The organism is Janibacter zhangyanbonis, from assembly GCF_050507325.1.
In the GTDB taxonomy this organism is placed as follows: domain Bacteria; phylum Actinomycetota; class Actinomycetes; order Actinomycetales; family Dermatophilaceae; genus Janibacter.
Window position 1 is genome coordinate 2111802 of record NZ_CP191481.1, and the last position, 25533, is coordinate 2137334.

At 70.9% G+C, this 25533-nt stretch carries 26 protein-coding genes; 14 read left to right on the forward strand and 12 right to left on the reverse strand.

Features of this window, described 5'->3' with window-relative positions:
• Positions 1–3: 3 nt before the first annotated feature.
• A complete protein-coding gene (locus ACQBJO_RS10285; RefSeq protein ID WP_255183715.1) occupies positions 4–1410 on the reverse strand; it encodes a glycine--tRNA ligase in 1407 nt (468 codons plus the stop codon).
• A 60-nt stretch (positions 1411–1470) separates the two neighbouring features.
• On the opposite strand from ACQBJO_RS10285, the gene ACQBJO_RS10290 reads away from it, so the two are divergent.
• The 5 genes from ACQBJO_RS10290 to ACQBJO_RS10310 are packed head-to-tail and all read left to right on the forward strand — an operon-like array spanning position 1471 to position 4940.
• A complete protein-coding gene (locus tag ACQBJO_RS10290) occupies positions 1471–1779 on the forward strand; it encodes a DUF6703 family protein (protein WP_421009003.1) in 309 nt (102 codons plus the stop codon).
• 44 nt (positions 1780–1823) lie between these two features.
• Entirely contained in the window at positions 1824–2759 is a 936-nt protein-coding gene (locus ACQBJO_RS10295) for a metal ABC transporter substrate-binding protein (RefSeq protein WP_421009002.1), read from the forward strand.
• Positions 2750–3550, forward strand: coding sequence for a metal ABC transporter ATP-binding protein (locus tag ACQBJO_RS10300; protein ID WP_255183718.1), 801 nt, complete (start codon positions 2750–2752; stop codon positions 3548–3550). The genes ACQBJO_RS10295 and ACQBJO_RS10300 overlap by 10 nt, the downstream gene beginning before the upstream one ends.
• The gene (locus ACQBJO_RS10305; protein ID WP_421009069.1) at positions 3547–4551 is read left to right on the forward strand and encodes a metal ABC transporter permease; all 1005 of its coding nucleotides are present in this window, start codon (positions 3547–3549) and stop codon (positions 4549–4551) included. The genes ACQBJO_RS10300 and ACQBJO_RS10305 overlap by 4 nt, the downstream gene beginning before the upstream one ends.
• On the forward strand, positions 4548–4940 hold the full coding sequence (locus ACQBJO_RS10310; RefSeq protein ID WP_255183719.1) for a Fur family transcriptional regulator: 393 nt from the start codon (positions 4548–4550) through the stop codon (positions 4938–4940). The genes ACQBJO_RS10305 and ACQBJO_RS10310 overlap by 4 nt, the downstream gene beginning before the upstream one ends.
• On the opposite strand, the gene ACQBJO_RS10315 is transcribed toward ACQBJO_RS10310, so the two are convergent.
• The 3 genes from ACQBJO_RS10315 to recO form a co-directional block, all read right to left on the reverse strand.
• Positions 4937–5902: a class II glutamine amidotransferase gene (locus ACQBJO_RS10315; protein WP_421009001.1), complete on the reverse strand. Its 966-nt coding sequence runs from the start codon at positions 5900–5902 to the stop codon at positions 4937–4939. The two genes, ACQBJO_RS10310 and ACQBJO_RS10315, sit on opposite strands and share 4 nt — an antisense overlap.
• 63 nt (positions 5903–5965) lie before the next feature.
• Positions 5966–6754 carry an isoprenyl transferase gene (locus tag ACQBJO_RS10320; RefSeq protein WP_255183721.1) on the reverse strand — a complete coding sequence of 263 codons (789 nt, stop codon included), beginning with the start codon at positions 6752–6754 and terminating at the stop codon, positions 5966–5968.
• On the reverse strand, positions 6751–7512 hold the full coding sequence (gene recO, locus ACQBJO_RS10325; RefSeq protein WP_255183722.1) for a DNA repair protein RecO: 762 nt from the start codon (positions 7510–7512) through the stop codon (positions 6751–6753). The genes ACQBJO_RS10320 and recO overlap by 4 nt, the downstream gene beginning before the upstream one ends.
• A gap of 95 nt (positions 7513–7607) precedes the next feature.
• On the opposite strand from recO, the gene ACQBJO_RS10330 reads away from it, so the two are divergent.
• On the forward strand, positions 7608–8231 hold the full coding sequence (locus ACQBJO_RS10330; protein WP_421009000.1) for an alpha-ketoglutarate-dependent dioxygenase AlkB: 624 nt from the start codon (positions 7608–7610) through the stop codon (positions 8229–8231).
• A 94-nt stretch (positions 8232–8325) separates the two neighbouring features.
• Here the strand turns inward: ACQBJO_RS10330 and leuA are convergent, their stop codons facing one another.
• Complete coding sequence (gene leuA / locus ACQBJO_RS10335; RefSeq protein ID WP_421008999.1) at positions 8326–10071, reverse strand: 2-isopropylmalate synthase; 1746 nt, start codon at positions 10069–10071, stop codon at positions 8326–8328.
• 245 nt (positions 10072–10316) lie between these two features.
• Here leuA and ACQBJO_RS10340 point away from each other — a divergent pair, with 245 nt between their 5' ends.
• From ACQBJO_RS10340 to ACQBJO_RS10375, 8 genes are read left to right on the forward strand one after another with little or no spacing between them, the layout of a single operon-like run.
• On the forward strand, positions 10317–11402 hold the full coding sequence (locus ACQBJO_RS10340) for an MSMEG_0568 family radical SAM protein (protein WP_421008998.1): 1086 nt from the start codon (positions 10317–10319) through the stop codon (positions 11400–11402).
• A complete protein-coding gene (locus ACQBJO_RS10345; RefSeq protein WP_421008997.1) occupies positions 11402–12805 on the forward strand; it encodes an MSMEG_0567/sll0787 family protein in 1404 nt (467 codons plus the stop codon). The genes ACQBJO_RS10340 and ACQBJO_RS10345 overlap by 1 nt, the downstream gene beginning before the upstream one ends.
• A gap of 32 nt (positions 12806–12837) precedes the next feature.
• Positions 12838–13365 (forward strand): MSMEG_0572/Sll0783 family nitrogen starvation response protein, encoded by a 528-nt coding sequence (locus ACQBJO_RS10350; protein ID WP_421008996.1) that lies wholly within the window; start codon positions 12838–12840, stop codon positions 13363–13365.
• 29 nt (positions 13366–13394) lie between these two features.
• Positions 13395–14276 carry a carbon-nitrogen hydrolase family protein gene (locus tag ACQBJO_RS10355; protein WP_421008995.1) on the forward strand — a complete coding sequence of 294 codons (882 nt, stop codon included), beginning with the start codon at positions 13395–13397 and terminating at the stop codon, positions 14274–14276.
• Positions 14269–14583 carry an MSMEG_0570 family nitrogen starvation response protein gene (locus tag ACQBJO_RS10360; protein WP_421008994.1) on the forward strand — a complete coding sequence of 105 codons (315 nt, stop codon included), beginning with the start codon at positions 14269–14271 and terminating at the stop codon, positions 14581–14583. The genes ACQBJO_RS10355 and ACQBJO_RS10360 overlap by 8 nt, the downstream gene beginning before the upstream one ends.
• On the forward strand, positions 14580–15833 hold the full coding sequence (locus tag ACQBJO_RS10365) for an MSMEG_0569 family flavin-dependent oxidoreductase (RefSeq protein ID WP_421008993.1): 1254 nt from the start codon (positions 14580–14582) through the stop codon (positions 15831–15833). Before ACQBJO_RS10360 ends, ACQBJO_RS10365 begins: the two co-directional genes overlap by 4 nt.
• 20 nt (positions 15834–15853) lie before the next feature.
• On the forward strand, positions 15854–16714 hold the full coding sequence (locus ACQBJO_RS10370) for a carbon-nitrogen hydrolase family protein (protein WP_421008992.1): 861 nt from the start codon (positions 15854–15856) through the stop codon (positions 16712–16714).
• Positions 16715–16745: 31 nt separating this feature from the next.
• Positions 16746–17867, forward strand: a complete 1122-nt coding sequence (locus ACQBJO_RS10375; RefSeq protein ID WP_421008991.1) for an MSMEG_0565 family glycosyltransferase — start codon at positions 16746–16748, stop codon at positions 17865–17867.
• 98 nt (positions 17868–17965) lie between these two features.
• On the opposite strand, the gene ACQBJO_RS10380 is transcribed toward ACQBJO_RS10375, so the two are convergent.
• From ACQBJO_RS10380 to ACQBJO_RS10410, 7 genes are all read right to left on the reverse strand, one after another.
• Positions 17966–19003 (reverse strand): aspartate-semialdehyde dehydrogenase, encoded by a 1038-nt coding sequence (locus ACQBJO_RS10380; protein ID WP_421008990.1) that lies wholly within the window; start codon positions 19001–19003, stop codon positions 17966–17968.
• A gap of 68 nt (positions 19004–19071) precedes the next feature.
• On the reverse strand, positions 19072–20868 hold the full coding sequence (locus ACQBJO_RS10385; protein WP_421008989.1) for a BCCT family transporter: 1797 nt from the start codon (positions 20866–20868) through the stop codon (positions 19072–19074).
• Between the two features lie 145 nt (positions 20869–21013).
• Positions 21014–21949, reverse strand: a complete 936-nt coding sequence (era, locus tag ACQBJO_RS10390) for a GTPase Era (protein WP_421008988.1) — start codon at positions 21947–21949, stop codon at positions 21014–21016.
• The gene (locus tag ACQBJO_RS10395; RefSeq protein WP_255183733.1) at positions 21946–23238 is read right to left on the reverse strand and encodes a hemolysin family protein; all 1293 of its coding nucleotides are present in this window, start codon (positions 23236–23238) and stop codon (positions 21946–21948) included. Before ACQBJO_RS10395 ends, era begins: the two co-directional genes overlap by 4 nt.
• A complete protein-coding gene (gene ybeY, locus ACQBJO_RS10400) occupies positions 23235–23705 on the reverse strand; it encodes an rRNA maturation RNase YbeY (protein WP_421008987.1) in 471 nt (156 codons plus the stop codon). The genes ACQBJO_RS10395 and ybeY overlap by 4 nt, the downstream gene beginning before the upstream one ends.
• Positions 23702–24754 (reverse strand): PhoH family protein, encoded by a 1053-nt coding sequence (locus ACQBJO_RS10405; RefSeq protein WP_421008986.1) that lies wholly within the window; start codon positions 24752–24754, stop codon positions 23702–23704. Before ACQBJO_RS10405 ends, ybeY begins: the two co-directional genes overlap by 4 nt.
• Positions 24755–24790: 36 nt before the next feature.
• Positions 24791–25531: a 16S rRNA (uracil(1498)-N(3))-methyltransferase gene (locus ACQBJO_RS10410; protein ID WP_421008985.1), complete on the reverse strand. Its 741-nt coding sequence runs from the start codon at positions 25529–25531 to the stop codon at positions 24791–24793.
• Positions 25532–25533 lie beyond the last annotated feature (2 nt).

A 25533-nucleotide genomic window follows, 5' to 3' on the forward strand; every position in this document is an offset into this window, starting at 1 on the left:
CGATCAGGAGCCGAGGAGCCTGGGCGCGAGCCAGGCCTCGACCTGGTCGATGGAGACCCGCTCCTGCGCCATCGTGTCGCGCTCACGGATGGTGACCGCGTTGTCCTCGAGGGTGTCGAAGTCGACGGTGATGCAGTAGGGCGTGCCGATCTCGTCCTGGCGGCGGTAGCGCTTGCCGATTGCCTGCGAGTCGTCGAAGTCGACGTTCCAGCTCTTGCGCAGCTGCGCGGCGAGGTCGCGCGCCTTGGGCGAGAGGTCGGCGTTGCGCGACAGCGGCAGGACCGCGGCCTTGACCGGGGCGAGCCGGTGGTCGAGGCGCAGCACGGTGCGCTTGTCGACGCCGCCCTTGGCGTTGGGGGCCTCGTCCTCGGCGTAGGCGTCGACGAGGAAGGTCATGATCGAGCGGGACAGACCGGCCGCCGGCTCGATGACGTAGGGCGTGTAGCGCTCGTTGTTGGCCTGGTCGTAGAAGACGAGGTCGGTGCCCGAGTGCTTGCTGTGGCTCGTCAGGTCGTAGTCGGTGCGGTTGGCGATGCCCTCGAGCTCGCCCCACTCGCTGCCGGCGAAGTTGAACCGGTACTCGATGTCGACGGTGCGCTTGGAGTAGTGGCTCAGCTTGTCCTGCGGGTGCTCGAAGTGGCGCAGGTTGTCGGGGTTGATGCCCAGATCGGTGTACCAGCGGGTGCGCTCGTCGATCCAGTACTGGTGCCAGTCCTCGTCCTCGCCCGGCTTGACGAAGAACTCCATCTCCATCTGCTCGAACTCGCGGGTGCGGAAGATGAAGTTGCCCGGCGTGATCTCGTTGCGGAAGGACTTGCCGGTCTGCGCGATGCCGAAGGGCGGCTTCTTGCGCGAGGTCTGCAGGACGTTGTTGAAGTTGATGAAGATGCCCTGGGCGGTCTCGGGGCGCAGGTAGTGCAGCCCGGACTCGTCCTCGATGACGCCGAGGTAGGTCTTGAGCATCATGTTGAACTCGCGGGCCTCGGTCCACTGGCCGCGCGTGCCGCAGTCGGGGCAGACGATCTCGCTCATCGGGATGCTGTCGGGGTCGATCTCCTGACCCTTCTTCGCCGCCTTGTCGGCCACGGCCTCCTGCAGGTGGTCCTGGCGGTGGCGCTTGTGGCAGCTGAGGCACTCGGTGAGCGGGTCGGTGAAGGTGCCGACGTGACCCGAGGCGACCCAGGTCTCGCGCGGCAGGATGATCGAGGAGTCGAGGCCGACGACGTCGTCGCGGCCGGTGACCATCGAGCGCCACCACTGACGCTTGATGTTCTCCTTGAGCTCGACACCGAGCGGTCCGTAGTCCCACGCGGAGCGGGTACCGCCGTAGATCTCACCGCACGGGAAGACGAAGCCCCTGCGCTTGCAGAGGTTGACGACGGTGTCCACGGTGGAGGTCTGCTTGGCCATGTGGGAGAGGTTATCCGGCGCGGTGCCGAGCGACCGCATCGGCCCGCTTACCCTGTGGGGGTGTCCAGCAGCTCCTCCCGCCGTCCCGAGCCCGTCGCGACCACCGCCTTCGAGCGCGCCAGCCTCCCGGTCACCCGCGTCATCGCCGGGCTGCCTCCCGCCGTGCCGGTCCTCGTCGTCCTCGCGCTCGTGCTCGTCGGCGCCTTCATCGGCTCATGGGGCGCGATCCCGCTGGGCCTCGTCGCCGTCTTCCTGCTGTGGATGCTCGCCCTGAGCTGGCCCCGACTGACCGGCACCGAGCGGCTCATGCGGGTCGCCGTCATCCTGCTCGTCGTCGCCCTGACGATCGTCAAGATCGTCCCCCGCTGACCCTCAGTTGACAACGGTTCTCAGTTTCGCTGAGAATCGTTCTCATGCCGCTTCGCCACCGCCTCCCCCTCGCCGTCGCCGCCCTCGTCCTCGCCGTCACCGGCTGCGGGACGGGTACCGACGGTGACGCCCAGGGCGATGCCTCCCTCACCGTCGCCACCTCCTTCTACCCGCTCCAGGAGGCGGCCGAGCGGGTCGGCGGCGACCATGCGAGCGTCACCAACCTCACCAAGCCGGGCGCCGAGCCCCACGACCTCGAGCTGACGCCCAAGCAGGTGCTCGAGGCCAGCCGTGCGGACGCGCTGATCTACCTCAAGGACTTCCAGCCGTCGGTCGACGACGCGGCGCAGGAGGCCGGCGACAGCGCGATGGACGTCGCCCCCTTCGCCCGGATCGACATCGAGGCGGCGCACGACGAGCACGAGGGCGAAGGGGGACACGAGGGCCACGACCACGGCGACACCGATCCGCACTTCTGGCTCGACCCGACCCGCTACGCCGATGTCGTCGAGGCGATGGGCGAGCGCTTCGCCGAGGCCGACCCCGACCACGCCGCCGACTACCGGGCCAATGCCCAGGAGTTCGCCGGCGAACTCAAGGCACTGGACAAGGACCTCAAGGCCGGGCTCGCCGAGTGCACCAACCACGACCTGGTCACCGGCCACTCCGCCTTCGCCTACTTCGCCGACCGCTACGGGTTCCACCAGGAGTCGGTGAGCGGCCTGACGCCCGGCGCCGAGCCGAGCCCCACGGCGCTCGCCGACCTCATCGAGCACATCAAGGATGAGAAGATCACCACCGTGTACGCCGAGACGCTCGTCCCCCGCGACACCGCGGAGACGATCGCTCGCGACACCGGGGCCGAGGTCGCCGTCCTCGACCCGATCGAGGGCCTGACCGACGCCTCCGACGGCGACGACTACGTCTCGGTCATGCGCAGCAACCTCGCGACCGTGGAGAAGGGCCAGGGATGCTCGTGACCGACCCCGCACCCGTCATCGAGCTCGAGGGCACCGCCTTCGGCTACGAGGACCGCACCATCGTGCGCGACCTCGACCTCACCGTGCAGCGCGGTGAGGTCGTCGCCGTGCTCGGCCCCAACGGCTCGGGCAAGTCGACCCTCGTCAAGGGACTGCTCGGCCTCTCCGAGCTGCACGCCGGCCGGGCCAGGGTCCTCGGCCACGACGTCGCGACCCCGGGAGCCCGCGCTGGCATCGGCTACGTGCCGCAGCGGCACACGCTCGCCTCCGCCGTCCGTGCGACCGCCGCCGAGATCGTCACCATGGGCCGCACCGTGCGCACCCCCTGGTGGGCGCCGTGGCGCATCCACGACGCGGCGAGTCGCGACCTCGTGCGCGAGTCGCTGTCCGTCGTCGGCCTCGCCGACCTGGCCGGCCACGACGTCGCCACCCTCTCCGGCGGCCAGCAGCGCCGCGTGCTCATCGCCCGCGCCCTGGCCAGCCGGCCCGACGTCTTCCTCATGGACGAGCCGACCGCCGGCGTCGACCGCGGCCACCAGGCCGTGCTCGTCGCCGTCATGCGCCGGCTCGTCGAGCGCGGCGCGACCCTGGTCATCGTCACCCACGAGCTCGACGCCCTCGCCGAGATCGTCACCCGCACCGTCGTCGTGCGCGGCGGCGGCATCCAGCAGGACTGCGCGCCGGGCGAGCTCGCCGCCGGCGAGGAGGCCCACACCCACCACTCCGACGAGGGGACGCCACCTCCCGCCGCCGTGCCGACGACGATGATCACGCCGGGAGGGACCCGCTGATGGACCTGCTCGCCCTGGAGTTCATGCGCAGCTCCCTCATCGCCGCCCTGCTCGTCGGGGCGTCGGCGCCGCTCGTCGGCGTCTTCCTCGTGCAGCGCGGCATGTCGCTCATCGGCGACGGCATGGGCCACGTCGCCCTCGCCGGCGTCGGCATCGGCGTGCTGACGAGCACCTCCCCCGTGCTCACCGCACTCGTCGTCGTCGTGCTCGCCGCGGTGGCCATCGAGCTGCTGCGGCACCTCGGGCGCACCGGGGGCGACTTGGCCCTCGCGGTGATGTTCTACGGCGGCCTGGCCGCGGGCGTGGTCATCATCGCCAAGGCGCCGTCCGGGTCGGCGACCAACCTGCAGGGCTTCCTCTTCGGCGCCCTGACGACGGTCTCGCCGAGCGACCTCGTCCAGTTCGCCGTGCTCGCGGCGGTCGTCGTGCTCACCGTGCTCGTGCTGCGCGAGCGGCTCTTCGCCGTCGCCCAGGACGACGAGTACGCCCGGGCCTCGGGCCTGCCCGTGCTCGCGACCAACATCCTGCTCGCCGTGCTCACCGGCGTCACCGTCGTCATCTCGATGCGGGTCATCGGCCTGCTGCTCATCAGCGCCCTGATGATCCTGCCCAATGCGACCGGGCAGTACCTCGGCCGCTCCTTCCGCGGTGGCCTGGTCTGGGCGGTGCTCGTCGGCACGCTGACCAGCGTCGGCGGCGTCGTCACGAGCTTCTACGCCGACACCCCGTCGGGCGCGACGATCGTGCTGCTGGCCATCGCCGTCTTCGTCGTCGCCGCCACTGGCGTGACGCTCGTGAGGGCGATCGGGCACCGACGCCACCACACCGCCGAGGCGCACGAGCACGTGCACTGGGAGGACTGCGGCCACGAGGTCGTCCTGCACGGCGACCACGTCGACTACCTGCACGACGGACACCGGCACGCCCGCCACGGTGACCACTGGGACGAGCACGATCCCGACCACCACACCGAGACCACCCTCGAGGGGAGCCCCCGATGACCGACACCCGCACCCGCCGCCCCACCCGGCAGCGCACCGCCATCGAGGCCGACATCGACCGGTCCGACGAGTTCCGCTCGGCCCAGGAGGTGCACGCGAGCCTCGTCGCCGGCGGCGACAAGATCGGTCTGGCGACGGTCTACCGGACGCTCCAGGCGATGGTCGACGAGGACGCGCTGGACTCCCTTCGCACCGACGACGGGGAGATCGTCTACCGCCGGTGCAGCACCGGCCACCACCACCACCTCGTCTGCCGCGACTGCGGCCGCACGGTCGAGGTCGAGGGCCCGGCGGTCGAGCGGTGGGCCGACAAGGTGAGCGCCGAGCACGGCTTCACCGACGTGTCGCACACGCTCGAGCTCTTCGGGCGCTGCGCGGACTGCGGCTAGGGCGCCTCCGGCAGGGCGAGCTCGCGGGCCGACCTGGTGATCCGGCCGTCGTCCTGCCTCTCGAGGAAGGTGATCGAGCCGTAGTCGAGCGACAGCCAGCCCTCGCCGTCCTCGGTGAGGGGCTCGGAGGCGAAGACCGCCGCGGTGGCGTCCTCCTCGGTGCACTCCTCGAAGCCGTAGGTCCCCGCCTCCTGCTCGAAGTTGCGTCCCAGCAGCAGGTACATCGGCTCGAGGAGCATCCCGAGGTCGAAGTCGTCGCTGCCGGCGGGAGCCTCGCGCAGCTCGCGCCAGTCCCCCGGCGGGTCCACCTCGCCGCGGTGCCCGAGCCCCCAGTTGATCCCGATGATGCGCCCCGGCGAGACCAGGGCCATCTTGAGCTTGGTCAGCCCGGGGAGCTGCAGGGTCCTCATGGCATCGGCCACGAGCCGCAGCAGCTGCTCGACCGCGCGCTGGACGTCCTCGTCGCCGTTGCCCTCGAGCAGAGACAGCAGGAGCACGGCGAGGAACTCGGTGTCGGTCGTGCCGCGCATCTGCTGGAGGTACTCGTCCGCGCAGTGCTGCAGCAGCTCGCGCTGCAGGACCTGCCAGCCCGGCAGGTAGCCGTTCTGCGCGATGAGCCACGGCGCCCCCTCGAAGAAGAAGGGGTGGCAGTTCTCGTCAGCGAGGACGACCTGGGAGTCGTAGGCCGCCGCCCGCACGTGCGCCAGCAGGGTGTTGGCCTGGAGGCTGGGGATCAGGCTCGCGGCGTTGTCGTCGTAGAAGGCCGCCATCGGCCGGCGGTAGATGAGGGGCTCGTGCGGCTTGAGCAGGTGGTCGCCCCACGCGCCGAACCCCCAGCCCGCGAGCTGCAGCTCGGGGTGCCGCTCCGGGTCGAGCGCCTGGTTGACCAGGCTGTTGTCCGGCGTGAGCAGCAGGCTCTCCAGCGGGGTCTCCGGCCCGATGTAGGCAAGGACTCGACACATGTGCGACCTCTCCGTGACGGCTCACCGTGCGTCGGCGCACGGTCTCGCCAGCGTAGGTGACGCTCAGGCGCTCCCCGTGGTGGGCGCGTCCACCGCGCCGCCGTACCGCCGCTCGCGCTGGGCGTAGGTCTCGATGGCCTCCCACAGGTGGCGGCGGTCGTAGTCGGGCCACAGCGTGTCCTGGAAGACCATCTCGGCATAGGCCGACTGCCAGAGCAGGAAGTTGCTCGTGCGCTGCTCCCCCGAGCTGCGCAGGAAGAGGTCGACGTCGGGCATGGTCGGCTCGGTGAGATAGCGCGCGATGGTGCGCTCGTCGATGCCCGAGCCCTTGAGCCGACCCGCCTTGACGTCCTCGGCGATGCGCCGCACGCCGTCGGCGATCTCGGCGCGACCTCCGTAGTTGACGCAGAAGTAGAGCGTCAGCGCGTCGTTGTCGCGGGTCATCTCCTGGGCGATCTCGAGCTCCTTGATGACCGAGCTCCACAGCCGCGGACGCCGACCGACCCACCGCATCCGCACGCCCCAGGCGTGCAGCTGGTCGCGGCGGCGGCGGATGACGTCACGGTTGAAGCCCATGAGGAAGCGCACCTCCTCGGGCGAGCGGCGCCAGTTCTCCGTGGAGAAGGCATAGGTCGACAGGTGCTTGACCCCGATGTCGAGCGCGCCGGCGACGACGTCGAGCAGCGCCCCCTCGCCGGCCTCGTGGCCCTTGGTGCGCGGCAGGCCGCGCTGGTTGGCCCAGCGGCCGTTGCCGTCCATGACGATCGCGACGTGCCCGGGCACGAGGTCGGCGGGCACGGGCGGGGGCGTCGCTCCGCTCGGGTGGGCGAACGGGGTCTCGTAGCGGCTCATCCGGTCCTCTGCGATGGGGTGGGGTCGGGGCGGGTGCGGTCGACGTGACGAAGGGAGAGCACCCCGCGCTCGAGGTGCCACTGGAGGAAGGCCGCGGTCAGGCCGGAGCCCTCGCGCCGGTGGCGGTCGAGGGAGGTGTCAGCGGCTGCCCAGTCGCCGGTGAGCAGGGCGGCGAGCAGCTCGAGGGTCTCGGGTGCGGGCGCGGAGGCGCCGGGCACGCGGCAGCTGCGGCAGAGCACGCCGCCGTGGGCGACGTGGAAGGCGCGGTGCGGGCCCGGCTCGCCGCACTGGGCGCAGTCGTGGAAGCTCGGCGCCCAGCCGGCGACGGCCAGGGCACGCAGGAGGTAGGCGTCGAGGCTGAGCTCGGGGGCGTGCTCGGCGTGGGCGAGCGAGCGCAGCGCGCCGGCGAGCAGGAGGAACTGCTGCACCGCCATCTCGCCCTCCTCGGTGAGCCGGTCGGCGGTCTCGAGCATCGCCGAGGCAGCGGTCCAGCGCGAGTAGTCGCGGGCGATCTGGTCACCCCACGGGTCGAGCGACTCGGCCTGGGTCACGGTGTCGAGGTTGCGCCCCTCGTAGCACTGGAGGTCGACGTGCATGCCCGGCTCGAGGCGGGCGCCGAACTTCGACTTCGTGCGGCGGACCCCCTTCGCCACTGCGCGGACCTTGCCCCGGCCGCGCGTGAGCACGGTGATGATCCGGTCGGCCTCACCCAGCTTGTGGGTGCGCAGGACGACCCCGGAGTCGCGGTAGAGGGGCACCGGGCCATTGTCTCCCTTCGCACCGACACGACACGCACCCCCACGCCGAGTCCAACCTCTCGAACACACGTTCGACCCGCTGCTACGCTCGGTCCATGCAGGCGCTCCAGTCCTCGCTCTTCGACACGGCCGACTCCCCGACGCTCGGTGACCTCGACCGGCGGCACCGCCGCTTCCTCGACGGCACCGCCTGGCTCGACCTGCTGCCCGGGTGGGCCTGCGGCAGCGACGAGGTCCTGACGACGCTGCTGCACGAGGTGCCGTGGCGGGCCGAGCGCCGGCAGATGTACGACTCCGTCGTCGACGTGCCTCGCCTGCAGTGCTTCTACGGCGAAGGGGAGGCCCTCCCCCACCCGCTGCTCACCGACATGCGCGAGCAGCTGTCGGCCCACTACGCGATCGAGCTCGGCGAGCCCTTCGTCACCGCCGGCCTGTGTCTCTACCGCGACGGCGAGGACTCCGTCGCGTGGCACGGCGACCGGATCGGCCGCAGCCGCGAGCAGGACACGATGATCGCCATCGTCTCCCTCGGCTCGGCGAGGCACCTCTCCCTTCGCCCTCGCGATGGCGGTGTCTCGCAACGGGTCTCGCTCGGCCACGGAGACCTCGTCGTCATGGGCGGCGCCTGCCAGCGGACCTGGGACCACGCCGTGCCCAAGACGAGCGCCCGGGTCGGGCCTCGGGTGTCCATCCAGTTCCGCGTCGCGGGGGTGCGCTGAGGCAGGCAAGAGAAGCTGCCCCTTCGCAAGGGTGTGAAGCTCTTGCGAAGGGGCAGTTTCTCGGGTCACCCTAGAGTCTCGAGGCGGGTGGGACTCAGGCCCCTCCGACCGCCGCATCGCGCTCGGCGCGGTTGACGGCGGAGAGGATCGCCCGCAGCGAGGCCTTGACGATCGAGTCGTGCAGGCCGACGCCCCACAGGACGCGGTCGCCGACGGCGCACTCGACATAGGCGGCGGCGCGGGCGTCGCCACCGGCGGACAGGGCGTGCTCGGCGTAGTCGAGGACGCGGACGTCGACACCCAGCGGGGCGAGGGCGTCGAGGAAGGCCGCGATCGGGCCGTTGCCGCTGCCGGAGATCTCGACCTCCTGGCCGGCGTCGAGGATGTGCCCCTCGATGCGGTCCAGACCGGAGTCCTCACCGGTGAGCGTGGAGCGCACCGGCTGGAAGCGACCCCAGCCGTCCTTGTCCTCGCTGTGCAGGTACTCGTCGTTGAAGACCTGCCACAGCGCGAGACCGCTCATCTCGCCGCCGTCGCTGTCGGTCTTGCGCTGGACGACCGCGGAGAACTCCATCTGCAGGCGACGCGGCAGGTCCAGGCCGTGCTCCGACTTCAGCAGGTAGGCGACGCCACCCTTGCCGGACTGGGAGTTGACGCGCACGACGGCCTCGTAGGAGCGACCGATGTCGTGGGGGTCGATCGGCAGGTAGGGCACGCCCCAGTCGATGCCGTTGACGTCGGTGCCGGCCTCCTTGGCCCGCACCTCCATGTCCTCGAAGCCCTTCTTGATCGCGTCCTGGTGCGAGCCGGAGAAGGCCGTGTAGACGAGGTCGCCGCCCCACGGGTGGCGCGGGTGCACCGGCAGCTGGGTGCAGTGCTCGACGGTGCGGCGGATCTCGTCCATCTGCGAGAAGTCGATCTGCGGGTCGATGCCTTGGCTGAAGAGGTTCATCCCCAGCGTCACCAGGTCGACGTTGCCGGTGCGCTCGCCGTTGCCGAAGAGGCAGCCCTCGATCCGGTCGGCCCCGGCGAGGTAGCCGAGCTCGGCGGCAGCCACCCCTTCGCCACGGTCGTTGTGCGGGTGCAGCGAGAGCATGACCGACTCGCGGCGCTCGATGTGGCGGCTCATCCACTCGATCGAGTCGGCGTAGACGTTGGGGCTGGCCATCTCGACCGTCGCCGGCAGGTTGATGATCATCTTGTGGTCGGGCGTCGGGTCGATGACGTCGATGACCTCGTTGCAGATGCGGGCCGCGAAGTCGAGCTCGGTGCCCGTGTAGGACTCCGGCGAGTACTGGTAGTAGACGTCCGTGTCGGGGATGGTCTCCTCGAGCTTCTTGCACAGGCGCGCGCCCTGCAGGGCGATGTCGACGATGCCGTCCTGGTCGGAGTTGAAGACCACACGGCGCTGCAGGACGGACGTCGAGTTGTAGAAGTGGACGATCGCGGTCTTGCTGCCGGCGATGGCGTCGAAGGTCTTCTCGATGAGGTGGTCACGGCACTGCGTGAGCACCTGGATCGTCACGTCGTCGGGGATGTGACCGCCGTCGATGAGCTCGCGGCAGAAGTTGTAGTCGGTCTCGCTCGCGCTGGGGAAGCCGACCTCGATTTCCTTGTAGCCCATCTTGACGAGCAGCTGGAACATCTGCAGCTTGCGCTCGGCGTCCATCGGGTCGATGAGGGCCTGGTTGCCGTCGCGCAGGTCGACCGCGCACCAGCGCGGGGCCTGCGTCATGACCCGGTCGGGCCAGGTGCGGTCGGGCAGCTCGACGGCGATCTGCTCCTGGAAGGGGATGTACTTGCTCACCGGCATCGCGGTGGCCTGCTGGGGGTGGATCATTGCTGTCCTTCGTCACTGGGTGGGGGCTGGGCCGGCACCACGAACTCCGCGACGAGGTGGCCGTCTGTCAGGCCTCGCCGCGGCAGAGAAGGAGCAGGTCCGTCCGCATGCCCAGCACGATACTCCTCGCCTCGGGTGACCATGACCCGGGTCACGATGCGGACGAAACACGATCGTTTCACCCGGAAACAGTCCTGCATTCCGAGTGAAACCAGTCCGAAACGGGCCGACCGTGTACTTGCCGCATGGCCCCGAACCCGACACCGAACCCCGACCGCGTCTCCACCCGTGTCGACATCGCGATCCTCGGCATCCGTAGCGACGCACCGGTCCGCCGTACGGGCGGTGCGGGCCCGAGCGATGACGGACATTTTGCCATCGATGGCCTCGGAGCCGCACTCCGGCTCGACAGCAGCAGCCCCTACGTCGTCGATCCGGCCGGCCGTCTCACGCTTGACGGCGCGGACCTGGGCCTCGACATCTCCCCCGTCGCCCGCCCCCGCTTCTACGACCTGTCGACGGCGGACGGCGTCGCCTACGACAAGATCGCCAAGCTCCACGGAACCAACGTGCTCGCCACCACCGTCGTGCAGACGTGCGTGCGGTACGCCGAGAGCGAGCGCTGTCGCTTCTGCGCGATCGAGGCCTCCCTCGACGCCGGCTCGACGATCGCCGTCAAGACCCCGGCGATGCTCGCCGAGGTCGCCGAGGCGGCGGTCCGCCTCGACGGCGTGACGAGCATGGTGATGACCACCGGGACGTCGAACGGGTGGGACCGCGGCGCCAAGCACCTCGCCCGATGCGTCCGGGCGGTCAAGGACGCGGTGCCCTCGCTGGAGATCCAGGTCCAGTGCGAGCCACCCGCGGACCTGCAGGCGATCACCGACCTCTACGACGCCGGCGCCCGATCCATCGGCATCCACGTCGAGTCGATGGACGACGCCGTACGGTCCCGCTGGATGCCGGGCAAGTCACTCGTGACCATGGCCGAGTACCGCACGGCCTGGCGGGAGGCGGTGCGGGTCTTCGGCCGGAACCAGGTCTCGACCTACCTGCTCGTCGGGCTCGGGGAGGACCCGGACGAGCTCGTCGACGGAGCACGGGAGCTCGTCGACATGGGCGTCTACCCCTTCGTCGTCCCCTTCCGCCCGCTCGCGGGGACCCTCGCGACCGACGTCGACCACGTCCCGGCCCCCGATCGGCAGGTCGTCAACGACGTCACGGCCCGCGTGGCGACACTGCTGCGGGACGCCGGGATGCGCGGCGCCGACCAGCGAGCCGGGTGCGCCGCCTGCGGCGCCTGCAGCGCCCTGCAGACGGCAGGTGCCTGATGCGGCTCGAGATCCCCTCGCTCATGGGGCCGACGGTGGCCCACGACACGCGAGCCTGGATCATCGGCCGTGCCGACCCGCGCGAGACGGCGGACTACCGGGCCCTGCGCCGCGAGGTCTTCGTCGCCGAGCAACGCGTCCTCGACGTCGACCACGACGATCTCGACGACGACCCGCGCACGATCGTCCTCGTCGCCCGCGGCGCGGACGGCCGAGTGCTCGGCGGCGTCAGGCTGGCCCCCGCCACCCCGGGGCGCGACATCGGCTGGTGGACGGGCAGCCGGCTCGTGGTGCGTCGGGACGCTCGCCAGTCCGGTGGCATCGGGCCCGCCCTCGTCCGCGAGGCCTGCGCCACCGCGTTGCGGATGGGCGTGCTGCGCTTCGAGGCGACCGTCCAGGAGCCCAACGAGGTCCTCTTCCGCAGACTCGGGTGGACGGCCTGGGGGGCGACGCGCATCCAGGGCACGCCGCACGTGCGGATGCGCTGGCCCATCACCCGGATCCGCGACCTCGTGGCAGCCACCAAGAGCGAGCTGGGCTCTCTCGTCGGCGACCTGCGGCAGGACAGCCCGTTCGCCCTCGGCGGGGCCGAGTTCCTCGGCGACGACGGAGCCCCTGTCCCCGGCACCGACGTCGTCGCCGCCTGCGACGCGATCCTCCCGGCCCTCGTCGACCGGGACCCCGAGTGGGCTGGCTGGTGCGCCGTGCTCGTCAACGTCAACGACCTCGCCGCGATGGGCGCCTCGCCGGTCGGCCTCCTCGACGCGATCGGCGCCCCCTCCCCCGAGATCGCCCGGCGGGTCGTCGGTGGCATCCGCAGCGCCGCCCAGGCGTGGGGTGTGCCCGTCCTGGGCGGCCACACCCAGATCGGTGTGCCCTCCGCGCTCACCGTCACCGCCCTCGGCCGGACGGACGCCCCGGTCCCCGGTGGTGGCGCGCGCCGTGGGGACGACATCTCGCTCACCGTCGACCTGCACGGTCGCTGGCGTCCCGGATTCGAGGGCCGTCAGTGGGACAGCACCTCCACCCGCACCGGCGCCGACCTGCGCGCACTGGGGTCGCTCGTCGCGGGTGCTCGTCCCGCAGCGGCCAAGGACGTCAGCATGGCCGGCATCGTCGGCACGGCCGCGATGCTCGCCGAGGCGTCGAGCGTCGGGGCGACCCTCGAACCGGACTCCATCCCCGCACCGGACGGCGTCCCCTTCGGCGACTGGCTCACCTGCTTCCCCGGCTTCGCCATGCTCACCGCCGACCGCCCCGGGCAGGGGCGGATGACCTCCCCGATCGCGCGGACCGCGCGCATCGGCACCGCCACCGCCGAGCCCGGCGTGCGCCTCCTCTGGCCGGACGGCGTCGAGACCGACGCCGTCGGCCCCACAGCCACCGGGCTCCTGCCCGGTTGACCACCCACCGCACCCCTACGAAAGGCACCACCGTGACCAACGACATCGACGCCCAGATCGCCGACAACATCGCCAAGTCGCTCGGCGAGATCCCCCACCCCGCCCTGCCCAAGGGCAGCAACGTGTACGGCTCGACGAAGATCTTCCCCGACTACCATGCCGAGGACGGGGAGAGTTACTTCACCCTCATCCACGGGATCCCGCACGAGTCGTCGGTGAGCTTCGTCGCCGTCCTCCAGGCCACCCGCGCCCTGCGCAAGGGCTTCGAGTCCGCGATCTACCTCTACGGACCGGGGACCCTGGCGGCCACCGCGAACCGCGGGTTCCCGACCTCGGGTGACTCGGGCTTCCCGGGTGAGCTCAACATGAACGACTCGCTCGAGACCTTCATCAAGGAGGGCGGCACGGTCTACTGCTGTCGCTTCGGGCTCGCGCTCCACGGCATCCGCGAGGAGGACCTCATCGAGGGCGTCATCCCCGCGCACCCTCTGGACGTGCAGGACGCCCTCATCCACTACGCCCGCAAGGGCGCCATCATCAACTCCACCTACAACCTCTGAGGCCTGCGATGACCATCAAAGTCGCGTCCGTGTCCGCGAACTTCACCCGGGACCTGGAGCAGAACTACGCCCTCATCGCCCAGCTGCTCGACGACGCCCGCGCCGAGGGGATCTCCTTCGTCGCCTTCCCCGAGGCCGCGATCGGCGGCTACCTCTCGTCGCTCGGCAACCACGGGGACACCCTTCAGACGACGGGCAGGTCCCTGCCGCCGGCGATCCGGCTGGACGGACCGGAGATCCGACGCGTGCAGGAGCTCGCGGGTGACATCGTGCTGACGATCGGCTTCTGCGAGCTCGCCGACGACGGGCACACCCGCTACAACGCCGCGGTGTGTCTCGACGGCAGCACGATCTACGGCTCCTACCGCAAGGTGCACCAGCCCCTCGGCGAGAACATGTCGTACTCCGCGGGTGACAGCTACCACGCCTTCGACACCCCAGTCGGCCGTGTCGGCATGCAGATCTGCTACGACAAGGCCTTCCCCGAGGCCGCCCGCATGCTCGCCCTCGACGGTGCCGAGATCGTCGTGAGCATGTCCGCGTGGCCCGCCGCCCGGACCGCGACGGCAGACAACCTGCAGGAGGACCGCTGGACCTACCGGTTCAACCAGTTCGACATCGCGCGTGCCCTGGACAACCAGGTCTTCTGGATGGCGTCGAACCAGTCCGGGACCTTCGGCTCGCTGCGCTACGTCGGCAACGCCAAGGTCGTCGACCCGGGCGGCAACATCCTCGCCACCACCCTGCTCGGGACCGGGCTGGCGATCGCGGAGATCGACGTCGACGCGACCTTCCGGACCATGCGTGCCGGGATGTTCCACCTGCGCGACCGGTGCCCGCACGTGTACGGCCCGGTGGCCGAGGTCTCGGCGCCGCACGTCGACCGGTGGCGGGAGCTCGCCCATGCCTGAGATGACCTTCTCCGTGCGCTGGCCGGACGGCGCCGAGACCTCGCACTACTCCCCCAGCCTGGTGATGCACGACCACCTCGAGGCGGGTGCCCGGTACCCGCTTGCGGACTTCGTCGCCCGGACGGGCGCGGCCCTGGGCGAGGCCAGCGAGCGTGTGCGCGCGAAGTACGGCATGGCCTGCACCTCGGCCATGCAGTCGCAGCAGACGATCGCGTCCACGGCCGCCCACTACCCGGCCGACGTCCACCCGACGGCCGAGGTCGAGGTGCTCACCATGGAACCGCAGCTCGAGAGGACCGGATCATGATCCCGACCCCAGTCGTCGCAGGTGAACACTTCGACGCCGTCATCGTGGGAGGTGGGCAGGCCGGCCTCTCGCTCAGCCACCACCTCGTCGAGAGGGACATCCGGCACATCGTCATCGAGCGTGACGAGGTCGCCCACGAGTGGCGCGACGGCCGGTGGGACGCCTTCACGCTCGTCACGCCGAACTGGCACTGCCGGCTCCCGGGATACGCGTACGACGGCCCGGACCCCGACGGGTTCATGACGCGCGACGAGGTCCACGCCTGGGTGCGGGCGTATGCCGACACCTTCGACGCTCCCGTCGCGCAGGGCGTCGAGGTCGTCCGGGTCGAGCAGCGGCCGGAGGGCGGCTTCACCGTCGTCACCTCGGCCGGGGTGATCACCGCCGACACCGTCACCTCCGCCACCGGTGGGTACCACGAGCCCGTGGTGCCCGACTGGGCGAAGGACGTCCCGGCGTCGGTCACGCATGTGCACTCGCACGAGTACCGCAACGCGCGCCAACTGCCGGAGGGGCCGGTGCTCGTCGTCGGCACCGGGCAGTCGGGCACCCAGATCGCCGAAGACCTGCACATCGAGGGCCGCAACGTGCACCTTGCCGTGGGCCGGGCACCCCGTGTCGCCCGGTTCTACCGGGGCAGGGACTGCATGACCTGGCTCGCCGAGATGGGCCTGTACGACGTGCCGGTCACGACGCGCGGCCTCACCAAGCGGGAGTCCACCAACCACTACGTCACGGGGCGCGACGGCGGCCGCGACATCGATCTGCGGCGGTTCGCCGTCGGCGGCATGACGTTGCACGGCCGGGCGCTCGCGGTCGTCGACGGGGCAGTCCACTTCGACGACTCCCTGGCGAGCAACCTCGACCACGCCGACTCGGTCGCCGAGTCCATCAAGGACGACATCGACCGGTACATCGAGCGGGAAGGGATCGACGCTCCCGTGGAGGCACGCCACGCCCCTGTGTGGCAACCACGGCCCGGGGGCAGCAGCCTCGACCTCCGCGACATCGGCAGCATCGTCTGGGCCGTCGGCTTCCGGGCGGACTGGGGCTGGCTCGGCGAGCTCGGCGTCCTCGACGAGGACGGCCACCCGAGGCACGAGCGCGGTGCCACGTCGGTGCCCGGCTTCCACTTCCTCGGGCTGCCATGGCTCCACACATGGGGCTCCGGGCGGTTCCACGCGATCGCCCGCGACGCGGAGCACGTGGCATCGCTCGTCGCCGAGGGCGCGGCCGCCCGCGCGGCCTGACACGTCCCTAGTCTGGGCCGATGAGCACCGTGACGATGGCGGCCGTGGCCGCACACTTCGGACGCGACGTCGAGCGCACCCTCACCAAGCTGTCCGGCATCGTCCAGCAGGCCCGCGAGCGCGGCGTCGATCTGCTCGTCCTCCCGGATGCCACGATCGGCGGTTACCTCGGCGATCTGAGGCATCCGGGAGGTACGGGGGCCGACCTGCCTCCGGCCATCGCGCTCGACGGGCCCGAGGTCGCCGCCGTCGTGTCGCTGGCGGGCGGGATGACGGTCTGCTTCGGCCTCACGGAGCGCGCCGTCGTCGACGGCGAGGAGGTGCGCTTCAACACCGCGGCCTGCGTGAGCGGCGACGGCCTGCTCGGCGTGCACCGCAAGGTGCACCTACCGCTCGGCGAGGCCGAGGCCTATCGCCCCGGCGACAGCTTCCGGGCCTTCGACACCCCGGTCGGACGGATCGGCATGCTCATCGACTTCGACAAGACCTTCCCCGAGGCCGCCCGCACGCTGGCCCTCGACGGCGCCGAGGTGGTGACCTGCCTCAGCGCGTGGCCCGCCAGCGTCACAGACCGGTCGGACCGGATCCGCAACGACCGCCAGGCCCACCTCTTCGACCTCTACGACTGCGCCCGGGCCGCCGAGAACCAGGTGTACCTCGTGTCGTCGAACCAGACCGGGGTGCTCGGGGGCCTGCGCTTCCTCGGTCAGGCCAAGGTCGTCGACCCCGCCGGCGAGATCGTCGCCAAGACCTGGGCGAAGGGGGGACTGGCCGTCGCCGGGGCCGATGTCAGCACTGCCGTGGCGCGGGCCCGCCGCTCCCTCGACCACATCCACCAGCGGGTGGAGCACGCCTACCGACTCACCACGACCAGCGCCTGACCGTCACCGGCGGCGCACGATCGGACCACCCATGCGTATCGCCCAGCTCACCTACTCCACCAAGCCCCGTGGCGGGGTCGTCCACACGCTCGCCCTGTCAGAGGCACTCGCGGCCCGCGGGCACGACGTCGAGATCTGGACCCTGGGACGGGGCGGTGACCGCGCCTTCTTCCGGGACCTCGACCCGCGCGTGCAGGTGCGGGTCGTCCCCTTCGTCTCCCGCGAGGACGAGAGCGTCGGTGACCGCATCGAGCGGTCCATCGCGGCTCTGGCCGCGGCCTTCGACACCGGCGCGGACGTCGTGCACGCGCAGGACTGCATCTCGGCCAATGCCGTGCTCGACGCCGGCGTCGCGCCCATCCGCACCATCCACCACCTGGACGCCTTCACGACACCTCGTCTGGTCTCCTGCCACGAGCGCGCCATCCACGCCCCGGCCGCGCGCATCTGCGTCTCGCGGGCGGTTGCCGACGAGGTCGAGGCCGCCTACGGCTACCGCGCGGCGGTGATTCCCAACGGGGTCGACGCGGGCCGGTTCGCCCGCGCTGCCGGCCCCGAGGGTGCGCCCGCCCGCGACGCCTGGACCGCCCGGCTGGGCGGCTACGTCCTGGCGCTCGGTGGCATCGAGCCACGCAAGGGCACGATCGACCTGCTCGAGGCCTTCGCCCGGCTCGACCGCCGCGATCTGCAGCTCGTCATCGGTGGTGGGGAGACGCTCTTCGACTACCGCGACTACCGCGCCCGATGTGACGACCGCGCCCGCGAGCTCGGCGTCAGCCCGATCGTGCTGGGGCCGGTCGACGACGACGAGCTGCCAGCACTCGTCGCCGGCGCACAGGTGCTCGGCTTCCCCTCGACGAAGGAGGGGTTCGGGCTCGCGGCGATGGAAGCACTCGCCGCCGGGGTACCTGTCGTCGCCCGTGACCTGCCGGTGCTGCGGGAGGTCTTCGGGGACACCGTGCGCTACGGCAGCGACGTCGACGGTCTGGCGGCGGCGCTCGACGCTGCGCTGTCCGACCCCTCTTGCCACGCCGAGCCCGGGCGGGAGCTGGCGGCCGGCTACACCTGGGCCGCGGCGTCCTCCGCGCACGAGGACTTCTACGTCCGCCACCTCGACGCGACGACGGCCCGAGCGGTCCTCCCTTCGCGCTGAGCAAGAGAAACCCCGGCTTCGCAGGAGTACCAAACCCTTGCGAAGCCGGGGTTCATCGGGTGACCCGAGAATCGGGTGACGGGTGGGACGAGGCGCCGTCAGCCCTTGCGCGCGACGATCGCCTCGGCGATCTGCACGGCGTTGAGGGCGGCGCCCTTGCGCAGGTTGTCCCCAACGACGAAGAGCGTCAGGCCCTTGCCGTCGGCGACCGACTGGTCGACGCGGATGCGGCCGACGAAGACCTCGTCCTTGCCGGTGGCCTCGAGGGGGTTGGGCACGGCCGTCACGACGACGCCGTCGGCCGACTCGAGGATCTCGGTCGCGCGCTCAGGGCTGATCTCGCGCTCGAACTCGGCGTGGATCGCCAGCGAGTGGCCGCTGAAGACGGGCACGCGCACGCAGGTGCCGGAGACGCGCAGGTCGGGGATGTGCAGGATCTTGCGCGACTCGTTGCGCAGCTTCTGCTCCTCGTCGGTCTCGAGGGTGCCGTCGTCCTGGACGGACCCGGCGATCGCGACGACGTTGAAGCCGACGGGCACCTCGTAGACCTGCGGGGCCGGCAGCGTCAGGGCGCTGCCGTCGCGGGCGAGGTCCTTGGGGTCGCCGGAGGCGTAGCCGCCGCGCAGCTGGCTGTCGAGCTCGGTCAGGCCGGCGCCGCCGGAGCCGGAGACGGCCTGGTAGGTGGCGACGCGAAGGGCGACGAGGCCCGCCTCGTCGTGCAGCGGCTTGAGCACCGGCATCGCGGCCATGGTCGTGCAGTTGGGGTTGGCGATGATGCCCTTGCGCAGGTCGTCGAGGTCGCCCGAGTTGACCTCGGAGACGACGAGCGGGACCTCGGGGTCCTTGCGCCAGGCGCTCGAGTTGTCGACCACGGTGGCGCCGGCGGCCGCGACCTTGGGCGCCCACTCCTTGCTCGTGGACCCGCCGTTGGAAAACAGCGCGATGTCGAGACCGGAGAAGTCGGCGGTCGCGGTGTCCTCGACGGTCACCTCCTCGCCCTTCCACGGCAGGGTCGACCCGGCGGACCGGGCAGAGGCGAAGTAGCGGATCGAGGTGACGGGGAAGTCCCGCTCCTCGAGCAGCGTGCGCATGACCTGTCCGACCTGGCCGGTGGCTCCAAAGACTCCGATGTGCATGCGCCCAAGGATAGGCGTCGGGGCCTGAACACCCACATCGGTGTTCAGGCCCCGGACGGTTCGAGCAGTCAGTCCTTCGGCTGCTCGGGGGTCGACGAGCTGCTCGACTCGGGCACGACGGCCGCGACCTTGTCGCGGTCGATGCCCTCGCCCGGCTCGGCGTGGTCGACGGACAGGACGAAGTCGTCACCGTGCTCGGTGACACCCGCGACGACGGCCTGCTTGAGCGCCTCGACGGCGTAGGCACGCCGGACGGCCATCGGGTCGGCCTGCAGGTCCTTCACGAGCGCGACGGCCATGCCGATCATGATGAGCACGAAGGGCAGGGCCGCGATGATCGTGACCTGCTGCAGACCGGTCAGCGAGTCCTCGCCGCCGATCGTCAGCATGATCGCGGCCGCGGCACCGGTGGCCACACCCCAGAAGACGACGGTGAACTTGTTGGGCTCGAGGGTGCCGCGCTCGCTGAGCGAGCCCATGACGATCGAGGCGGCGTCGGCACCCGAGACGAAGAAGATCGCCACGAGGACCATGACGAGGATCGAGGTGACCCCCGCCCAGGGCATCGAGTCGAGGAGCGCGAAGAGCGTGCTCTCCTCGCCGTCGCCGAACTTGTCGAGCGTCGCGCCCATCTCCTGCGCCTTGATGGCGGCGCCACCGAAGATCGCGAACCAGATGAGGCTCACCGTGCTCGGGACGAGCAGCACACCGGTGACGAACTCACGGATGGTGCGGCCGCGGGAGATGCGGGCGATGAACATGCCGACGAAGGGGGTCCAGCTGACCCACCAGGCCCAGTAGAAGATCGTCCATCCGGACAGCCACGACTTGATGCCGTGCTCGCCCTGCGCGTTGGTGCGCGCGGAGTACTCCATGAGGTGCTGCATGTAGGTGCCGAGCGAGGTCGGGACGAGGTTGAGGATGAAGATCGTCGGGCCGACGATGAAGACGAAGAGCGCCAGGACGAAGGCCAGCACCATGTTGGTGTTGGACAGCCACTGGATGCCCTTCTCGACGCCGGAGACGGCCGAGAAGATGAAGCAGATCGTCAGCACGACGATGATGAGCACGAGGACCGTGTTGGTCACGTCGTCGGCCCAGCCGACGATCTTGGCGCCGGAGGCGATCTGCAGGGCACCGAGGCCGAGCGAGGTCGCGGAGCCGAAGAGCGTGGCGAAGATCGCGAAGATGTCGATGACCTTGCCCACCGGGCCGTTGACCTGGCGCTTGCCGATGAGCGGCTCGAAGACCGCGCTGATCGTCAGGCCGCGGCCCTTGCGGAAGACGCCGTAGCCGATGGCCAGACCCGCGACGGTGTAGATCGCCCAGGGGTGGAGCGTCCAGTGGAAGAGGGTCGTCGCCATCGCGGTGCGCGTCGAGCTGTCGTTGCCCGCCTCACCGGTGCCGGGCGGCGGCGTGAGGTAGTGCGCGAGCGGCTCGGCGGCGCCCCAGAACATCAGGCCGATGCCCATGCCGGCGGAGAACATCATCGCGATCCACGAGACGGTGCGGAACTCCGGCTCCTCGCCGTCGGCGCCGAGCGGGATGTTGCCGTACTTGCTCGCCGCGAGCCAGATGACGAAGAAGACGAAGCCGGTGGACGCGAGGGCGAAGAGCCAGCCGGTGTTGGTCACGACCCAGTCCAGGCCGCTGGCCGAGGCATCGGACAGCGACGAGGTGCTGATGACGCCCCAGAGCACGAAGGCGAGGGACAGCACGGCGGTGATGCCGAAGACGATCCAGTCGATCCCCAGCTTGTCCTGCTTGCGGATGATCCGGGGCTCGAGGGCCGGGTGGTCCACCCGGCGGGTGTCGCGCGGCGGCGCGTTGCGTCCGGAGGTCGAGGTCTGCGTAGGTTCAGTCACGTGTCAGGTGGGCCCAGCGCACACGCGGGCCACTCCTCCCGTAGGCGATCGAGATGGCGTATGCCGCTCGAGAATCACCCGGGCGACCCTCCACCTTGGCCCGAGGAGGTCAGAGAACCCAAACCGTCGTGACCTTTTCGTGACTTCAGAAGCCCAGTCGCTGCAGCTGCTTCGGGTCGCGCTGCCAGTCCTTGGCCACCTTGACGTGCAGGTCGAGGAAGACCTTCTCCCCCAGTAGCCGCTCGATCCCCTGGCGGGCCGTCGTGCCGACCTCGCGCAGCCGCGACCCTCCCCGACCGATGATGATCGCCTTCTGGCTGTCGCGCTCGACGAAGACGTTGACCCGCACGTCGAGCATCGGGTCGTCCTCGGGCCGACCCTCGCGGGGCACGATCTCCTCGACGACGACGGCCAGGCTGTGCGGGAGCTCGTCGCGCACGCCCTCGAGGGCCGCCTCGCGGACGAGCTCGGCGATCATCTTCTCCTCGTCCTCGTCGGTCAGCTGGTCCTCGGGGTAGAGCGGGGCCGGCGAGGGCGGCAGGTGCTCGGCGAGCACCCGCAGCACGTCGTCGACCTGGTCGCCGCGCACGGCCGAGCACGGGACGATCGCGGTCCAGTCGCCGAGCTGGTCGATGGCGATGAGGTGCTCGGCGAGCCGCTCGCGGTCGACGGAGTCGCTCTTGGTCGCGATGGCGACGACGGGCACCCGCTTGGCCCGCTGCAGCTCGGCGAGGTCCTTGGCGATGAAGGTGTCTCCGGGCCCGATCCGCTGGTCGGCCGGCAGGCAGAAGCCGATGACGTCGACCTCGAGCAGGGTCTCGCGGACGAGGTCGTTGAGCCGCTCGCCGAGCAGCGTGCGCGGCTTGTGCAGCCCGGGTGTGTCGACGAGGACGAGCTGCTCGTGGTCGCGCGTGACGATGCCACGGATCGTGTGCCGGGTCGTCTGCGGCTTGCTGGAGGTGATGGCCACCTTGTCGCCGACGAGCGCGTTGGTCAGCGTCGACTTGCCGGCATTGGGCCGCCCGACGAGGCAGGCGAAGCCCGCGCGCCACTGGCCCTGGGTCTGCTCGTCCATGCTCATGCCCCGATCTGGTCGTGCTCGCGCGCCTGGTCGTCGGCGGGGTCGACCCGCTCGACGATGACCGTCGCGATGCGGTGCTGTCGTCCCGACATCTTCTCAGCCGTGAGCGAGAGACCGCCCACCTCGCAGCGGGCGCCGACGATCGGCACCCGTCCGGTGATCTTGCCGATGAGGCCGCCGACGGTGTCGACCTCCTCCTCGTCGATCGTCACCTCGAAGAGCTCGGCGAGGTCGTCGACGTGCATGCCGGCCGGCACCCGCGTGCGGCCGTCGTCGAGCTCCTCGACCCCGGGCCCCTCGCGGTCGTACTCGTCGGTGATCTCGCCGACGATCTCCTCGAGGATGTCCTCGATCGTCACCAGGCCGGCGGTGCCGCCGTACTCGTCGACGACGATCGCGGCGTGGATCTGGTCGCGCTGCATCTCGCGCAGCAGCTGGTCGACGGGCTTGCTGTCGGGGACGAAGGGGGCCGGCCGCATGAAGTCCTCGACGGCCCGGTCGCGCACCTCCTCGTCGGCGAGCAGCCGGCGCACGACGTCCTTGAGGTAGAGCAGGCCGACGATGTCGTCGCTCGACTCCCCGACGACCGGGACCCGGGAGAACCCCGAGCGGATGAAGAGGTTGAGCGCCTTGCGCGCCGGCTTGTCCGACTCGATGGTGATCATGTCGGTCCGCGGCACCATCACCTCGCCGGCAAGGGTGTCACCGAGCTCGAAGACCGAGTGGAGCATGTCGCGCTCCTCGTCCTCGATGAGCTCCGACTCCCCCGCGAGATCGAGCAGGTCACGCAGCTCCGCCTCGGAGCGGAAGGGCCCGTCACGGTAGCCACGGCCCGGCGTGACGGCATTGCCGATGGTGACGAGCAGGCGGGCAACCGGCCCGAGGACCCGCCGCAGCCCGACGACGAAGGGGGCGGCCGCCAGGGCCACCGCGGTGCTGTGCTGCTGGCCCAGGGTGCGCGGCGAGACGCCGACGAGCACGAAGGTCACGACGACCATGATCGCCGCCGACACGAGCAGCGCCACCCAGGTGCGCTCGACCTCCTCGACGACGACGAGCGTGATGAGCACGGCGGCACTCGCCTCGGCGGTCGCGCGGAGGAAGGCGAGCACGGAGATGTGCCCCGCGCTGTCGGCGAGGACCTGGCGCAGGGCCGCGGCGCCGCGCCGCCCTTCGCTCTCGGCCTCGTCGGCCGCGACCCGCGACGCGGAGATGATCGCGGCGTCGGCGAGGGTGAGGACGAAGGCGGCGACGATCGCGGCGACCGCGCCGACGAGCAGGCTCGTCACGCCTCGGCCTCCCGGCCCCGACCGGCGAGGAAGGTGAGCAGGAGCTGACGCTGCAGCTCGAACATCTCGCGCTCCTCCTCCGGCTCGGCGTGGTCGTAGCCGAGCAGGTGGAGGATGCCGTGGGTCGTGAGCAGGAGCATCTCCTCGATCGCCGCGTGACCGGCCGTCAGCGCCTGCTTCTCGGCGACGGAGGGGCACAGCACGATGTCACCGAGGACGCCCTCGACCGGCGCCTCGCCCTCGCGCCCGGGCCGCAGCTCGTCCATGGGGAAGCTCATGACGTCGGTGGGGCCGGCGAGGTCCATCCACTGCTCGTGCAGGACGGTCATCGTCGCCTCGTCGACGAAGCGGATGCACAGCTCGGCCTGCGGGTGCACCCGCATCTGCTCGAGCACGTAGCGGCTGATGTCGACGAACTCGGTCTCGTCGACGACGTGGTCGGTCTCGTTGAGCACGTCGATGCTCATGCGCGCTCCCCCTTCGTGGCGTCGTAGCGGTCGTAGGCACCGACGATCTCGCCGACGAGGCGGTGTCGCACGACGTCGGCGGCGTCGAGGTGCGCGAAGTGCACGCCCTCGATGTCGGTAAGGATGCGCTGGACCACCTTGAGCCCGGACTGGGTGCCGCCGGGCAGGTCGACCTGGCTGGTGTCCCCCGTGACGACCATCTTGGAGCCGAAGCCGAGGCGGGTGAGGAACATCTTCATCTGCTCGGGCGAGGTGTTCTGCGCCTCGTCGAGGATGATGAAGGAGTCGTTGAGCGTGCGACCGCGCATGAAGGCCAGCGGCGCCACCTCGATGGTCCCCGCCGCCATGAGCCGCGGGATCGTCTCGGGGTCGATCATGTCGTGCAGCGCGTCGTAGAGCGGGCGCAGGTAGGGGTCGATCTTGTCGTTGAGCGTGCCGGGCAGGAAGCCGAGCTTCTCCCCCGCCTCGACCGCCGGCCGGGTGAGGATGATCCGGTTGACCTGCTTGGCCTGCAGGGCCGCCACGGCCTTGGCCATGGCGAGATAGGTCTTGCCGGTGCCGGCGGGGCCGATGCCGAAGACGACGGTGTTGTCGCCGATCGCGTCGACGTAGTGCTTCTGCCCCAGCGTCTTGGGTCGGATCGTGCGGCCGCGGTTGGAGACGATGTTGGTCGTCAGCACGTCGGCCGGCCGCTCGCGGGTCTGGCCGCGCAGCATGGTGATCGAGCGCTCGACGGCGTCCTTGTTGAGCGGCTGCCCGGCCTCGAGGATCTCGATGAGCTCGTCGAGCAGGCGGTCGATGACCTCGAGGTCACCGCTCGGGCCCTGGAGGCGGAACTCGTTGCCGCGCACGAGGATCTCGGTGCGAGGGAAGGCTCGCTCCATCGTCCGCAGGAGCTCGTCGGTCGGGCCGAGGAGGCTGACCATCTGGACGTTGTCGGGCAGGACGATGGTCTGCTGGACCCGTGGGGCGGTGCCGGGGGCACCCGCGCGGGGGTCGTCGGTGATCGCGTCGAGGGCGCGCAGGTCGGGCTGGTCTGATGAGGGCATCGTGGTGCTGATTCTACGGGCTCGGCGCCGGGGCGATCATCGCCAGCGGCCCATCGCGCTGAGCACGGCGATGGCTGCCGGGCCTGCGGTGGAGGCCCGCAGGACCTCGCTGCCCAGCCGCACCGGCTGGGCGCCGGCGGCGACGAAGCGCTCGAGCTCCTGCGGCGAGATCCCGCCCTCGGGCCCGACGACGAGGAGGACCTCCCCTTCGCCCGGCAGGACCGCCGTCGCCAGCGGGAGGGTGGCGTCCTCGTGCAGGACGAAGGGGGTGGCTCCGGCGAAGCGCTCGACGAGCCCCGCGCTGCCGACGAGCTCCTCGACGTGCGGCCAGCGGCCGCGGCGCGACTGCTTGGCGGCGCGCTCGACGACATGGGTCCACTTGCGTCGGCCCTTGTCGACCTTGGGCCCCTTCCACCGCACGATCGACCGGTCGGCCTGCCACGGCACGACGGCGTCGACGCCGAGCTCGGTGGCCGCCTCGACGGCGTCCTCGTCGCGGCCGTCCTTGGCCAGGGCCTGCACGAGCACGAGGCGAAGGGAGGGCTCCGGCTCGTCGGCCCGCTCCAGGACCCGCAGGCGCACGAGCTCGCGACCGACCTCGGTCACCTCGGTGAGCACCCGTGCCCCGTGCCGGTCGGCGACGAGCACCTCCTCGCCCACGCCGAGGCGGACGACGGTCGCCGCGTGGTGGGCCTCGGGGCCGGTGAGCTCGACGAGCGCGTCAGGGGCGAGGCCGTCGAGTGCGCCGGGGTCGACGACGAAGAGCGGTGCGGTCACCG